At 49.7% G+C, this 14,203-nt stretch carries 12 protein-coding genes; 10 read left to right on the top strand and 2 right to left on the bottom strand.

Going from position 1 to position 14,203, the window contains the following annotated elements; translation table 11 throughout:
- Nucleotides 1-67 precede the first annotated feature (67 nt).
- Nucleotides 68-1,075: an acrylyl-CoA reductase family protein gene (locus HPL003_RS05600; RefSeq protein WP_014278653.1), complete on the bottom strand. Its 1,008-nt coding sequence runs from the start codon at nucleotides 1,073-1,075 to the stop codon at nucleotides 68-70.
- A 301-nt stretch (nucleotides 1,076-1,376) separates the two neighbouring features.
- Between HPL003_RS05600 and HPL003_RS05595 the strand changes: the two genes are divergently transcribed.
- Complete coding sequence (locus HPL003_RS05595; RefSeq protein WP_014278652.1) at nucleotides 1,377-2,786, top strand: MATE family efflux transporter; 1,410 nt, start codon at nucleotides 1,377-1,379, stop codon at nucleotides 2,784-2,786.
- 194 nt (nucleotides 2,787-2,980) lie between these two features.
- Nucleotides 2,981-3,994 carry a LacI family DNA-binding transcriptional regulator gene (locus tag HPL003_RS05590; protein WP_014278651.1) on the top strand — a complete coding sequence of 338 codons (1,014 nt, stop codon included), beginning with the start codon at nucleotides 2,981-2,983 and terminating at the stop codon, nucleotides 3,992-3,994.
- A 189-nt stretch (nucleotides 3,995-4,183) separates the two neighbouring features.
- Here the strand turns inward: HPL003_RS05590 and HPL003_RS05585 are convergent, their stop codons facing one another.
- Nucleotides 4,184-5,140 carry a sugar kinase gene (locus HPL003_RS05585; protein WP_014278650.1) on the bottom strand — a complete coding sequence of 319 codons (957 nt, stop codon included), beginning with the start codon at nucleotides 5,138-5,140 and terminating at the stop codon, nucleotides 4,184-4,186.
- A gap of 340 nt (nucleotides 5,141-5,480) precedes the next feature.
- Here HPL003_RS05585 and kduI point away from each other — a divergent pair, with 340 nt between their 5' ends.
- From kduI to HPL003_RS05545, 8 genes are all read left to right on the top strand, one after another.
- Nucleotides 5,481-6,311 carry a 5-dehydro-4-deoxy-D-glucuronate isomerase gene (gene kduI / locus HPL003_RS05580; RefSeq protein WP_014278649.1) on the top strand — a complete coding sequence of 277 codons (831 nt, stop codon included), beginning with the start codon at nucleotides 5,481-5,483 and terminating at the stop codon, nucleotides 6,309-6,311.
- Nucleotides 6,312-6,387: 76 nt separating this feature from the next.
- Entirely contained in the window at nucleotides 6,388-7,032 is a 645-nt protein-coding gene (locus tag HPL003_RS05575; RefSeq protein ID WP_014278648.1) for a bifunctional 2-keto-4-hydroxyglutarate aldolase/2-keto-3-deoxy-6-phosphogluconate aldolase, read from the top strand.
- Nucleotides 7,033-7,092: 60 nt separating this feature from the next.
- Nucleotides 7,093-7,869 carry a 2-dehydro-3-deoxy-D-gluconate 5-dehydrogenase KduD gene (gene kduD, locus HPL003_RS05570; RefSeq protein WP_014278647.1) on the top strand — a complete coding sequence of 259 codons (777 nt, stop codon included), beginning with the start codon at nucleotides 7,093-7,095 and terminating at the stop codon, nucleotides 7,867-7,869.
- Nucleotides 7,870-8,122: 253 nt separating this feature from the next.
- The gene (locus HPL003_RS05565) at nucleotides 8,123-9,361 is read left to right on the top strand and encodes a CynX/NimT family MFS transporter (RefSeq protein ID WP_014278646.1); all 1,239 of its coding nucleotides are present in this window, start codon (nucleotides 8,123-8,125) and stop codon (nucleotides 9,359-9,361) included.
- A complete protein-coding gene (locus HPL003_RS05560; RefSeq protein WP_014278645.1) occupies nucleotides 9,342-10,493 on the top strand; it encodes a winged helix-turn-helix domain-containing protein in 1,152 nt (383 codons plus the stop codon). Before HPL003_RS05565 ends, HPL003_RS05560 begins: the two co-directional genes overlap by 20 nt.
- 94 nt (nucleotides 10,494-10,587) lie before the next feature.
- Complete coding sequence (locus HPL003_RS05555) at nucleotides 10,588-11,952, top strand: MFS transporter (protein ID WP_014278644.1); 1,365 nt, start codon at nucleotides 10,588-10,590, stop codon at nucleotides 11,950-11,952.
- 52 nt (nucleotides 11,953-12,004) lie between these two features.
- A complete protein-coding gene (locus HPL003_RS05550; protein WP_014278643.1) occupies nucleotides 12,005-12,592 on the top strand; it encodes a GNAT family N-acetyltransferase in 588 nt (195 codons plus the stop codon).
- A 275-nt stretch (nucleotides 12,593-12,867) separates the two neighbouring features.
- Nucleotides 12,868-14,043: a cation:proton antiporter gene (locus HPL003_RS05545; protein WP_014278642.1), complete on the top strand. Its 1,176-nt coding sequence runs from the start codon at nucleotides 12,868-12,870 to the stop codon at nucleotides 14,041-14,043.
- Nucleotides 14,044-14,203 lie beyond the last annotated feature (160 nt).

Below are 14,203 nucleotides of genomic sequence, written 5' to 3'. Positions count from 1 at the left end.
ACACGAGGGAATGAACAGTCCTTTATGTGCAACTTCATTGACGGATAGCTTGTGAATACACTTCCGCTTAGTCAGCCAATCGCACGAGCGTTCTGCCCTGCGAGCGGGCCGCGAGGATGTCCTCCAGCGCGCTTGGAAGGTCAGCCAGCCCGATTTCGCGCTCGACAAGCTGCTCCAGTTGTTTTGGCTTCCAGTCGCTGCCGAGCCGCTTCCAGAGCGCTACGCGTGTTTCATAAGGGCAGAAGACGGAGTCTATGCCCAGCAGGCTGACACCGCGCAAGATAAACGGCAGCACCGTAGTAGGCAGCTTGGTGCCTGCCGTCAGACCGCTCACGGCAACGGAGCCGTTGTAGGCGACTTGGCTGAGCAGCGAAGCGAGCGGCTTTCCGCCTACGGGATCAATGGCCGCTTGCCAAAGCTGCTTGCCCAGTGGGCGGATGCTCTCCGCGCCGTCGTAGACCTCATCGCGGGAGATCACCTCAGCCGCTCCGAGCGCCTTGAGGTAGTCGTGCGCCTCGGCTTTGCCGCTGCTGGCTACAACATGGTAGCCCCTCTTGCCCAGCAGAGCAATCGCGGCTCCGCCTACGCCACCCGTCGCTCCGGTGACGAGCACCTTGCCCTGCTCCGGCGTAACACCGTTTTGCTCCAGCCGATGCAGCGACAGGGCTGCGGTAAAGCCGGCTGTCCCATAAATCATGGCCTCTCTTGGCGTGAGTCCGTCCGGAAGAGGAACCACCCAGTCCGCAGGCACACGCGCATATTCGCTGAATCCCCCGAATTGAGACACACCAAACCCGTATCCGGTAACGAGAACGGCTTGTCCTTCGCTGAAACGGCTATCCTCCGAAGAGACGACGGTTCCCGAGCAATCTATACCCGGCACGAACGGATAGGCTTTGACAATATTGCCATCCTTGCGGGCGGCAAGCCCATCTTTATAATTGATGCTGGAATAAGCGACACGAATCAATACTTCTCCAGCAGGTAAACTGGCAGCTTCCAAAGAGCGTACCTCTGCTTGAACTTCACCGTCCTGTGTCTGGTCGACCACAAGGGCCTGAAATGATTGAGTCATCTGTAAAAGCCTCCTTTATTGCAATATAAGCCTTTGATGGCGAACGATTTCATATATTCACAAATCATACGTAAACAGTATACAACCCTCCGCGCAGCCTGTCAGCGGCAATGCTCACAGGCCCATACTCTATTATACCTTTCTGCGTTTCAATAAAGTTCGATAATCAATTGTGAAGAAGGTGATAAATGAAATCTTACGCGTTTTGCAAATCATTTTACACAAACGGGATGTATTTTCAGAAAGACTGTGCTAACATACCCTTTGTTCGTTAAATAATTCTATGAAGAAAGGTGAATGAATGACAACCAGAGCACTAAAAAAAGGGTCGGTATTGTCCGAAGCCAAGGAACTGAATTTGTTCCATTTGACCTGGCCTATTTTCCTTGAATTGTTCCTATTTATGCTGATGGGCAGCGTCGATACGTTCATGATTAGTTCTGTATCTGATAATGCCGTGTCGGGTGTAGGCGCGTCCAACCAAATTATTTCAATTGCTATCCTTGTACTGGAGGTTATCGGCAACGGCGCAGCTATCGTCGTAGCTCAATATATCGGTTCTAAAAAGCTTGTCGAAGCGGCCCAGGTTACGGGTACGGCTATTACGTTGAATTTAATGGTAGGTCTTTTACTTAGCGTGATTTTTCTCGTGTTTGGTACTCATATGCTGCAATGGCTTAACGTCCAGGGAGATATTCTGGTTTATGCGGAATCCTATATGAGCATCGTCGGGGGAGCCATTTTCCTTCAGGCATTGATTAACGCGCTGGCGGCGACCATTCGTACACATGGATTTACCCGAGAAACGATGTATGTATCGGTGCTGATGAACGTGATCCACGTGGTCGGCAACTATGTTTTGATTTTCGGACATTGGGGAATGCCTGCGCTTGGTGTAGAGGGTGCAGCTATTTCTACAGTAGGCAGCCGTTTTGTGTGTCTCCTGATTTTCTTCTGGCTGATGTACCGCGTAACCGAGGTGCGTGTCGAGTGGAAATATTACGTCCAATTGTCCAGAAAATTTATCGCTAAAATTTTGCGTATTGGTGTGCCATCCGCGCTGGAATCCATCATGTATCAGTCGTGTCAGCTCATTTTTACACTGTACGTGACCTATTTGGGCGCAGAAGCGATGGCAACCCGTCAATATGCCAATAACATTTCGAGCTATATCTACTTGTTCAGTATGGCGGTCGGTATGGGGACGGCCATCGTGGTCGGAAGGCTGGTCGGAGCCAGACAGAAAGATACAGCCTATAAACGTGTAATGAGCAGTGTAAAATGGGCGCTTCTGGTGACTGTGATTATTGATGTGATTATTATCTTTTTCCGCGTGCCATTGCTCAGCCTATTCACCGAAAACCCTGAGATTATTCGCTTGGGGGCACAGGTGATTTTACTTAGTATTCTGCTGGAAACGGGACGAACGACGAATATCGTCATTATTAGCTCGTTGCGTGCCGCAGGAGATGCCAAGTTCCCAGTCTTCATGGGATTGATCTCCATGGTCTGCATGAGCCTGCCACTCGGTTATCTGCTCGTGTTCAAGCTGGATATGGGGCTGGCAGGTGTGTGGCTGGCGATTGCTGCTGATGAATGGACACGTGCTGTCATTATGTATGTCCGCTGGAAAAGCCGCTTGTGGGAAAAGCATGCGCTGGTGGAGCACGATACACCAGATCAACCAGCAACCCCGATTCCGGTGCACTGATTCGAGGATATTTATGATTATGTGGAGGTAGTTCAAGAGAACATCTTGAGCTGCCTCTTTTTGCTGCCCTGAGAGTAAATAGTAGTTAATCATGGCATTCATAAATAGAAGTATGGTAAATTTACTAAAAAAAAGATATACTTTTGTTGCACTAATGCAGTGCATGCAGTACATGAGGGACAAGGAGCGTATCCATGAAGAAACCGACGATAGAAGATGTTGCCCAGAAGGCGGGAGTGTCTAAAAGCACCGTCTCGCAGTTTCTGAACAAACGATATAAATACATGAGCGAGCAGACCAGAGACCGGATTTCCGAGGTCATTCGGGAATTAAATTATCAGCCCAACGGGCTGGCCCGCAGTTTAAAACAGAACCGGACGTTTATGGTTGGTGTCATTGTAGCCAACATTGATTACACGCTGTCGATCCAGTCCATTCGGGCTATTGAGGAGGAATTGCAGCGTTTTGGTATTCAGGTAATCATCTGTAACGCCGACGAAAACCCGGACAAGGAGAGCCAGTATATTGAGATGCTCAAGGCTCGTCAGGTGGACGGATTGATTATTTTCCCGACAGGCAAGCATGCGGATATTTACAACCAGCTCATTCGTGAAAAGTACCCGTTGGTGTTTTTGGATCGTCTGGTAGACGGTGTGAACACGCGCAGCCTGTTGCTGGATAACGAAATGGCGGTCAAGCTGGCGATCCAGGAGCTGGTGGCCCATAATCATGAACGGATCGCGCTGATTACCCTGCCGCTGGGACTGAACCGGATTACTCCAAGGGTAGAGCGGTTGAGCGGGTACAAAAAGGCGCTGGAAGAGCGTGGCTTGCCCTTTCGGGAAGAGTACATGCGCAGTGTGTCGAAGGAGAATATCCAGCAGACGCTGGAGGAGCTATTTCAGTTGCAGGAGCCGCCAACTGCGCTGTTGGCCGGGAACGATATCGTGCTGGCAGAGGTGCTGAAATATGTGAATGCCCGACGTAAACGCATTCCGGCCGAGCTGTCCATTATCGGAATTGACGATGCAGAGTTTGCCCATATTTACAATCCACCGATTACGACCATTACGCAGCCGATTGCGGATATGGGAAAGCAGGCTGCAAAGACGCTGTTGTCCAGCATCGAGGAGGGCGGCGAATCGGTTCCAATCATTTACCGCTTTGTGCCTGATTTAAACCGGGGCGAATCCGTCAAAACGTTGTAGGTGAGCTTCTAATATCACGTCATAAAAAAATAACCCGTATTCCTGTCTGCGTTACAAGCCTGAATATACTTGTTCAGGCCGCGCATAAGTGAATACGGGTTATTTGAGTTATATCCAAAGCTTCCTAACTCACCCTTGTTGAGCTTGTGGAACCAGCGGTGAAGGAAAAGACAGGGGGAAAAAACCTGCCTAATTCGTGCTGGCGCCGAGCAAAAAGGACTCCAGCTCGGATCGCGTAGGATAGCCGTCCATGTCTCCGGCTGACATGACAGCCAGTGCGCCGAGGGCGTTGCCGCGTTTGACCGCTTCGGCCAGGGGCAATCCCTCCAGCAGTGCGCTGATGACACCAGCGGCAAAGCCGTCGCCCGCCCCAACGGTATCGACGACATGCTCCACTCGGAAGCGTTTCACATATCCTTCTGCATCGGCGGATTTATAATACGCGCCTTCCGTCCCCAGCTTGATGATGACCAGCGAAGTACCACGGTCAAGGTAGAAAGAAGCGATATCCTCAGGTGAAGTGTAGCCTGTCAATATTTTACCTTCATGAATGCCTGGCAGAAGCCAGTCGCAACCCTCAGATGCCTCGTTAATAGCCTCCACCATCGTTTGCGTATCAGGCCATAGCTTAGGTCTGAGGTTCGGATCGAAGGATACGGTTTTCCCTGCCTTTTTCATAAACTGCCGCGCATGTCGGGCGAAGTCACGACATTCGGGAGAAAGGGCGACAGAAATACCTGTAAAGTGCAGGTGGCGTGCCCCGGCAAAGTATGCCTCGTTAAAATCGGCGATGCTTAATGTGGAAGCGGCAGAGTGTCTGCGAAAATACTCGACCTCCGGGTCCCCGCTTGTAACTTTGGATTTAATCAGCATCCCGGTAGAATGGTCTTTGGTAAACATGACGTTCTGGGTGTCGATCCCCTCCTGACGCAGCGCCCCGGCAATGAACTTGCCGAATGCATCCTCGCCTAGTTTGGTGACGAGCCCCGCTCGTAGTCCCAAACGTGCCAAACCGGCCGAAACATTCGTCTCCGCCCCGGCCAGCGCTTTGGTGAACGAACGCACCTCATCCAGAGAGCCTGCTTCATTGGCATAAAACATGGCCATCGGTTCTCCGAAGGTAACAGCATCCAATGTTGCGGTCATTCTAAATTCCTCCTTTGTTTAGTAAACTAAATCTGTAAGCGTATGCACCAACTGAATAAATTGAAATTATCACATAAATCGGTTTTTCACAATGAGGAAGTTGATATATTTGTTAAAAACTTTTTGGATAATGTAGATAAAAAAATATGAATTTGTTTATCAAACGGTAAAAAAAGTGTAAAGGTTCGTGAATATTAAGGATTTTTCAAGGAATAGTGAAGAATTGGGTTGACACCCCCTTAGATAATTATTACAATTCTAGCTAAGAAGTAGAGTTAGAAACCGCTTTTATAACAATCCCATTGATAAAAAAATTTATCTAAACAGGAGGAATGTTTTTATGGAAATGCGTTATTCAACTCATCCTGAACATGCCAAGCATTTTACGACTGAAGAGCTGCGTCAGCACTATTTGATACAGGAACTGTTTGTGCCTGAGGAAGTTAAGCTGGTTTATACGCATGAAGATCGTGTCATTATCGGGGGCATTCATCCCGTGAATAAATCCGTTGCGCTGGAAGGCAACGATCAAATCAAGGCGGCAACCTTTTTGGAGCGCCGGGAACTGGGCATTTTTAATGTTGGCGGCAGCGGTACTGTAAAGGTAGACGGCGAAACCTACGAGTTGAACACGAAAGACTGTCTCTATGTAGGCAGAGGGGGCAAGGAGTTGATCTTTGAAAGCGATTCCAGCTCAAAACCTGCAAAATTTTACATTGTGTCGGCGCTGGCTCATACCACGTACCCGACAACGAAGCAGTCTTTTGCCGATGTGCCGTCTGAAAGTCTGGGCGCACAGGAAACAGCCAATAACCGCACCTTGCGTCGCTTTATCCATGATGAAGGCATTCAGAGCTGTCAACTGGTTATGGGGATGACGACACTGGAAAACGGAAGCGTATGGAACTCCATGCCGACACATGTTCATGACCGTCGTATGGAAGTGTATTTCTATTTTGAGCTGGATGAGAACGCCAGAATGTTCCACCTGATGGGTGAGCCGAACGAGACACGCCATCTGGTGATGAAGAATGATGAAGCGGTTATTTCGCCACCTTGGTCTATTCACTGTGGTGCGGCTACTGGCAGCTATACCTTCATTTGGGGCATGGCCGGTGAAAATAAAACTTACAAAGACATGGATCAGGTAGCCATGAGCGAGTTGCGTTAATCCGACATATTGGAGCGTGGTACTTGCAAGCGGCTAATGGAACATTGCCATCCCATACGTGGAAAGGATCAGGAACATGACGAAAAGGAAAGTTTTGGAGCATATCACTTCGGTTGGTGTTGTCGCAGTTATTCGGGGGAACACAGCGGAGGAAGCGTATCAAATGTCCAAAGCCTGTATTGAAGGCGGTTTGGACAATATTGAGCTTACGTTTACTACGCCAGATGCGGATCAGGTCATTCGTAGATTAAGAGACGAATTTAAGGATCGGGCAGTTATTGGTGCAGGAACGGTACTGGAGTCACTGACGGCGAGAATTGCTATTCTGGCTGGAGCGGAGTTTGTTGTGAGTCCTTCTTTTGAAGAAGAAACAGCGAAGCTGTGCAATTTGTACGCGATCCCTTATATGCCCGGCTGTATGACGCTGAATGAAATCAAGGAAGCCATGAAATTAGGCAGTGATGTAGTAAAGCTGTTCCCGGGCAGTGCGATGGGAGCCGATTTTGTCAAGGCAGTCAGAGGCCCTATGCCTCATGTGCAGATTATGCCAACCGGTGGCGTTGATCTGGATAATATGGAGACCTGGCTGCGCAACGGCTGTGTCGCAGTGGGAATTGGAGGCAATCTGACGGCTCCAGCCAAGGAAGGCCGCTATGATCTGATCACAGAGAACGCTGCGCGTTATGTAGCTAAATATAAGGAAGTTCGTGCAGCGCTGTAAAGTGCAAGGAGATTTATTTAACTAAATAGATTTACATTAAACTGTGATGGAGGCGTAAGTATGGGTCTGGACAATTTTTCATTGGATTTTTTTAATCTGAAAGGCAAAACAGCCATTGTAACAGGAGGCAACACGGGGTTGGGACAGGGCTATTCAGTAGCTTTGGCCAAAGCGGGCGCTAATCTGTTCATTGTAGCTAACATTGAAGAGTATGAAGAAACCAGACGTCTGCTGGAACCTACAGGTGTGAAGGTTGTCTTTTATAAAGCTGACCTGACGAACAAAGCATCTATTAAGAAGATTGTAGAAGAATGCGTCAAGGAATTCGGCAAGATTGATATCCTTGTTAACAATGCGGGTACAATTCGTCGCGCTCCTTTGCTGGAGTACAAGGATGAGGATTGGGACGCTGTCATGGAAATCAACCTGAATGCTGTATATCATCTGAGTCAGGAAGTGGCGAAGGTGATGGTTGAGCAAAAAAGCGGGAAAATTATCAACGTTGCTTCCATGCTTGCTTTTCAGGGTGGAAAGTTCGTTCCGCCGTATACAGCGAGTAAGCACGCAGTGGCTGGCTTGACCAAGGCGTTTGCCAACGAGCTGGCGGTTCATAACGTTCAGATTAATGCGATTGCTCCTGGCTATATTGCTACAGCGAACACAGCTCCAATCCGTGCGGATGAGAGCCGCAATCAGGAAATTTTGTCGCGTATTCCTGCCGGACGCTGGGGAGATCCGTCCGATTTAATGGGAGTTGTTGTTTTCCTCGCGAGTCAGGGTTCCGACTACATGAACGGTCATATTTTAGCAGTAGATGGAGGCTGGCTGGTACGTTAAGCAGCACTGGATGCATCTAAGTCATGGACCGAAAGCTGCCTCAAAAGGAAAGCATCCTTTCGGGCAGCTTTTGTTTGTTTGGCTGTAGCTGTGGTTGTACGCTGAATTGAGGATTTGGAGTGCTACGCTTATCCGTCCTATGCATATGGCATAAATGCCATTATAATTTAATGAGATAGAAATTGCTAAGGCTCCAGCCGTACACTCGGTTGGAGCCTTTGAGCATAACACAGATAGATTGGAGAATGGAGAGATGAGTTCACAGCAACACCAACGAGCTTTGGTATACAAATCCTTGCGGCATGCCGGTCCTTGGGTTCTTGCCGCAGGGATCATTTTGGTAGGTGCCAATCTGCGCGCCTCGATTACCTCGGTAGGGCCTCTTATCGGTTTGATTAAGGATTCTTTGCATATTTCGAATACACTGAGTGGTCTATTAACGACATTACCGCTGCTGGCTTTTGCCCTGTTGTCGCCTTTTGTAGCCAAACTGTCGCGCCGCTTCGGGTCGCCTCTTATTATTTTTGCAGCCTTGCTGCTGTTGACCGCAGGTATTGTGGTGCGCTCAACGCTGGGGGTGACCGCATTATTTGCTGGGACAGCCATGTTGGGATTGGCTATTGCCGTGTGTAATGTTTTGCTGCCCAGTCTAATCAAAGAGGAGTTTCCTCGCAACAGCGGACTGATGACCGGCGTATATTCAGTATCCATGAATGTAGTCGCTGCAACAGCATCCGGTCTGAGTATACCGTTGGCTCTGAACGGAGGTATGGGCTGGCGCGGTTCTTTGGGGATATGGAGCATTGTGGGTGTGGTAGGTATTTTACTCTGGGTTCCCCAGCTTCTCAAGGCGCGTAAAACAGTCAATAAAGCGGCGGTGTCTGCCCGAACTGTGAGTGTGTATAAATCGTCTTTAGCCTGGAAGGTGACGCTGTTTATGGGGTTGCAATCTGCCTTGTTCTACGTCCCTGCCGCATGGTTTCCCGAGATGATGGTTGGACAGGGTATGGATTCGGAGACTGCGGGATGGATGCTGTCCGTTATGCAATTTTCGCAAATGCCGTTTACTTTTATTGTACCTATTTTAGCTGCACGGGTGAAAGATCAGCGGATATTGGTTCTGATCATGACTGCGCTGTATTTTATCGGACTGGGTGGATTTTTGCTGGGGGCTACGCAGTGGAGTGTAATTTGGGTGATTTGCATCGGTACAGCGGGTGGTTTTGCTTTTCCGCTCGTGATGATGTTCTTTAATTTACGGACCCGAACACCGCAGCAGGCAGCGGAGTTGTCCGGTATGGCGCAATCCTTTGGTTATTTGCTGGCGGCGACGGGGCCGACACTGTTTGGCTATTTGCATGATGCTACACATGGTTGGACCATTCCGCTGCTGCTGCTTTTGTGCCTGAGCGTATTGCTTCTGCTTACAGGACTCGGTGCAGCCAAGAAACGATATGTTGGAGGCGAGGTGGATGATCAGGCTACAATTTGATGCAGACGGCTACAGTGTAATCTATGGTACGGATCGCGTCATACTGCTCGCTAAGGAGTTTGCGTTGCTGCGATTCCTGTACGATAACCGCAATCAGGTGTTCACGCGGGAACAATTGTTGGATCGTGTATGGCCGCTGGAATATCCGGTGGAGCGCACGGTGGACGATCATATCTATAGATTGCGCAAAAAGCTCAAGTCATGGACTGCTCTTCGTATTCATACGATCAGAGGGTATGGCTACAGCTTGACCCTTGCAGATGTGCAACGACGGAATCATCCGTCCCTGCACGATCAGGAAGTGCAAGACGCTGTCCACGGACTGTTTCGAAAATACCAGTTGCTTGGACAGGGGAACTCCATGATGGCGCTGGCCTCCCAGCAGGAGCAGATGGGGTTCGAACTGTCTCCTTTTTATCAGATGTATACTCGGTTTGTGCAGGCCGATATATTGTGGTTTTTGGAACGGGAGGACTTTGCTCCTAAAGATCGATTGTACTGGATGTTATTGCTATATACAGGTACAGCAGGGGTAACTGAGCGGGAGCTTGCTCTATGTGAGCGGGCGCTTTCCAGTGGATTATTGTCCGCCGAGCAGGAGCGTGAATTGCGTATTCTCAATATGTTGGAGGCTTATGTGGAGAATGGACAACCTGAACGCGCACAGGAGGGACTTTCGCTGGCTTTTGCAGTGATGGAGCGGGATAAGCTGGATAAATTTGTGATGCCTGTTGCGCTGATGGAGATGTACATGCATCTGACCGCCAACCGTATTGAGGAGGCTGTGGCGCTGTCCAAACGTTTGGAAAATATGCTATCTGAGGCTCCGTATTTGCGGGAGTTGGGGCGTTATCGGATGATGCAGGGATTCATGCTCCTGCTTACTGGGGGAGTGGACGAGGCCGAGCGGCTACTGAATGAGGGGCTGGACACGCTTGATATGGCTAAACAGGAGTTGCTAAAAATCAAGGCAGTCTGTCAAATCCGCGGCTTTTTGAAGCGTTATGGTGCTTTTCCTGCGTTGGAAGAGAAATATGCTACTCAATATGAACGGCTTGATCGGGACAATGGACTAACCATGCATCGTTTGGCACTAAGGCGTTGGTTGGAGCAAACACTTTCTGCGGTCTGACATATTTTCTCGCTGTCTGATTTTCCTCTGATATAGGCCCGCTAAAATGTTCTTATTGCTAATAATGCAGAAAATGAGAGCAGGGTGAATAGAAATGAAGGAAAAAAAAGAATCAGAATCCACGCCCAGCATTTGGCGCAACGGCCGTTTTCGGCGGATGTTTGCGGCGCACACGGCTGCTTCCTTTGGCGATTGGTTTGATGCTATCGCCATTCAGGTGCTCGTTGCTTACCGCTGGGAAGCCGACCCCATGCTGATTGCGCTGATTCCGGTCGTGATGGCGCTACCGGGTCTTCTGCTGGGCTCTATTGCGGGCACGTTAGCCGACCGGGTGCATAAGGCCCGCCTGCTGATCGGCTGCGATGCAATTATTGCCTTGCTGACGCTGGCGATTCTCGCTGTTCCGGGGCCAGCGTGGCTGTTGCCTCTGCTGGGTCTGCGTGCGGCGGCTGGCGTGTTCCAAATGCCGTCACAGCAAGGCTTGACCCGCACTGTAGTCGCCAGCGGCGACCTGTTTCGGGCGACCTCGCTGAATGGGCTGGTCAATCAGGCTTCCAAAGTGGCAGGGCCATTATTGGGCGCCATGACCTTGGCTGTGCTGTCACCGCAGGCATGCATTATCCTCAATGCGCTGCTGCGCCTGTGCTCCGGTCTGGTGCTGTGGCCGTTGCGCGGAATCGGCCCGGGCCTCGTTAGCACGGAGCAGCAAGCGACGACTGCTGTGCTGCAAGGAAAGCAGGATTCGCCAAGCGCGGCTGAGGCTGATGAGACCGAGAATCGGAAGGAGCGCGTCGGCTCGTCCCGTTTTTTCAGCCAATGGCGCGAGGGCTGGGCGTTCTTGTGGCGCAGCCGGATGCTTTTGCATACGCTTGTGTTCGGACTTTTCGGCATGATTGCCATTCTCATGATTGACTACCAGTTTCCAACGCTGCTGCGAGTGCTCGCCCCGGGTAACGAATCGCTGCTCGGCTGGCTGGTTTCAGCCATAGGCGCTGGTGCCGTCGCTTGTATGCTCGTGCTGAACCGCTTGAACCGGATAAGCGCGGGCTGGGGCCTCGGTGGAGGTTGTGTGCTGATTGGCGGAGCTATTGCCGCTCTGGGGTGGTCACAACCGGGCGTAGGATTACCCGTGCTGCTTATGATTGGCGTCATGCTGGGCGTGGGCAACGGTCTGTACATCATCACCCAGAATTACATATTGCAAGCCGGAACTCCGGCCGATATGGTGGGGCGTGTCTTCGGTATCCAAAGTACCGTGCTTGGAGCGATTATGATCGTCTCACCGCTTATCGGGGGCGTAATGATTCGTATGGTCGGAGCAGGGACTACCTTTGTTTGGATTGGGGTGACGGTTGGAGCTTTGGGCTTAATTGGACTCATGCTTCAATCCGTTATTTGGAAGGAGCGCTCCCCTGATTCTAACCATTCTACGGTAAAAAATGCCGACCCTGCACAGTAGTAGTTTGTTTTCGAATGAAGTGACGGAATATTTCCAGAATAGGAGGATGATTATGACTCAAAAATCTTCGCCCACAACGCCAGTGGCACGGTTACTTGAAGGATCGCGGGTGTACTTGCGCCCCATTCAGGTGGAGGACACTGAGCTGTACTATAATACGTTGTTCCATCAGGATGTGCGGAGGCTGACAGGCACACAGCGCAGTTTTACCAAGGATCAAATTGCACGTTATATCGAGGCTAAGGGGCAGGATACCTCAAGCCTGCTGCTTTTGATTGCGCTTTGCGAAGATGACCGCATCATCGGTGACATTGCTCTTCAGGATATGGATAGCTTGAACCGCAGTGCCAACATCCGCATTGCCATTAATGAACAGGGGAATATGGGAAAAGGCTACGGCACTGAAGCGCTTGTTCTTATGCTGGATTATGGATTCGGTATCTGTAATCTGCATCGAATCGAGCTGAATGTGTATGATTTTAATGAACGGGCTATCCGTTGCTATGAAAAAATAGGCTTTCAACGTGAAGGCGTGCAACGGGACGCGTTGTTCTATAATCATCAATACCATGACTCGATTTTGATGAGTATGCTGTCCTCTGAATACCGTGCCCGTTATGTAGAAAAAGCAGAGAACTGATTCAAAACATTTACAGCGGTTTAATGAAAAGGTATAATAAAGCTATATATGTGCGAACTTACGTAGGTTACCGAACGACAACATAAAATGAAAATGAATTACCGGAGGAGCCTGTCACCAAGGCTCCTCTTTGTCTTTTTTTAAGGGGATCTGTAGTTACAGGTTCCTTTTTTTGTTGTGTTCAGGGCGCGTCAGACACATATTTTGCGCAAAGTTTTAGCATTTTATCAATACTAGATGTCTGCCATTTGATGATTAAAGGAGGTATATGAGCCATGCAATTTATATTGTATCTTTTGCTGATTCTGCTGTTTACTAAAGTGGCTGGTGATCTGGCGGTAAGGTTCGGTCAGCCTTCGGTGCTAGGGAAGTTGATCGCCGGTATTGTACTCGGTCCGGCGGTATTGGGATGGGTTCAGAACAACACACTTATTCATGATATGTCTGAAATTGGAGTGCTGCTGCTGATGTTCATTGCTGGGCTGGAGACGGATCTGGATCAGCTTCGTCGTAACTGGAAACCAGCGGTAGCCGTGGCGGTCGGGGGAATTATTTTACCGCTGATCTGTGGTTTTGGTGTTGGGGAAGCCTTCGGTTTTTCGGTGCATGAAGGGTGGTTTCTCGGTGTTGTCCTGAGCGCCACTTCCGTCAGCATTACGGTGCAGGTGCTAAAGGATATGAACAAGCTCAACACCCGGGAAGGCTCGACGATTTTGGGTGCGGCCGTGCTGGATGATGTGCTGGTGGTGGTGTTGCTTGCAGTGATGATGAGTATATTCGGGGTAGGAGGGGGAACATCTCTAGGACTACTCGTCGGCAAAAAGCTTCTTTTCTTTGTCGTCGCTATATTCGGAGGTTGGTTCGTCGTTCCCTGGATTATGAAAATACTGGCTCCGCTCAAGGTGACAGAGGCCACCATTACCGCTGCTTTGATCATCTGCTTCGGGTTTGCTTATTTTGCAGATATGTTGGGTATGGCGGGCATTATCGGAGCCTTCGCTGCCGGGATTGCCATTTCGCAAACGAGCTTTAAGCATGTCGTGGAAGAAAAGGTGGAGCCCATCGCTTATTCCATCTTTGTCCCTGTGTTTTTTGTCAGCATTGGATTAAATGTTTCTTTCGAGGGAGTAGGGCAGCAGATCGGATTTGTCATTGCGTTGACACTGGTTGCAATGGTGACAAAGTTGATCGGTGGCGGAATCGGGGCGCGTCTGACGGGCTTTAATAACCGTTCTTCGCTCGCGATTGGCTCCGGTATGATATCTCGTGGCGAAGTCGCGCTCATTATCGCAGCTACCGGGCTGCAAACGGGTCTGCTGGCACAGCAATATTTTACATCGGTCATCATTGCTGTTATTTTGACGACTTTGGCTGCACCTCCAATTCTCAAGCTGTGCTTTAGCGATAAGAAGTCTCCCGGCCATGAGCAGAAGAAAGAAGCCGGGGCTTGACAGCATAGCTAAGTCATATCTAAAATAAAAGACCCTTCGGGTTCATATTCCCACGGTGTGCATGGAAGGTCTGGTTTGTAACAAAACCGAATGTTCCATGGCCATGGGAAATGACCGAAGGGTCTTTTTTATACATATATGTTCGGATGAGGTGCAGGAA

The organism is Paenibacillus terrae HPL-003 (assembly GCF_000235585.1).
Taxonomy (GTDB): domain Bacteria; phylum Bacillota; class Bacilli; order Paenibacillales; family Paenibacillaceae; genus Paenibacillus; species Paenibacillus terrae_B.
Note: the sequence above shows the minus strand (reverse complement) of the source record. Positions and strands in the feature narration are given on the sequence as shown.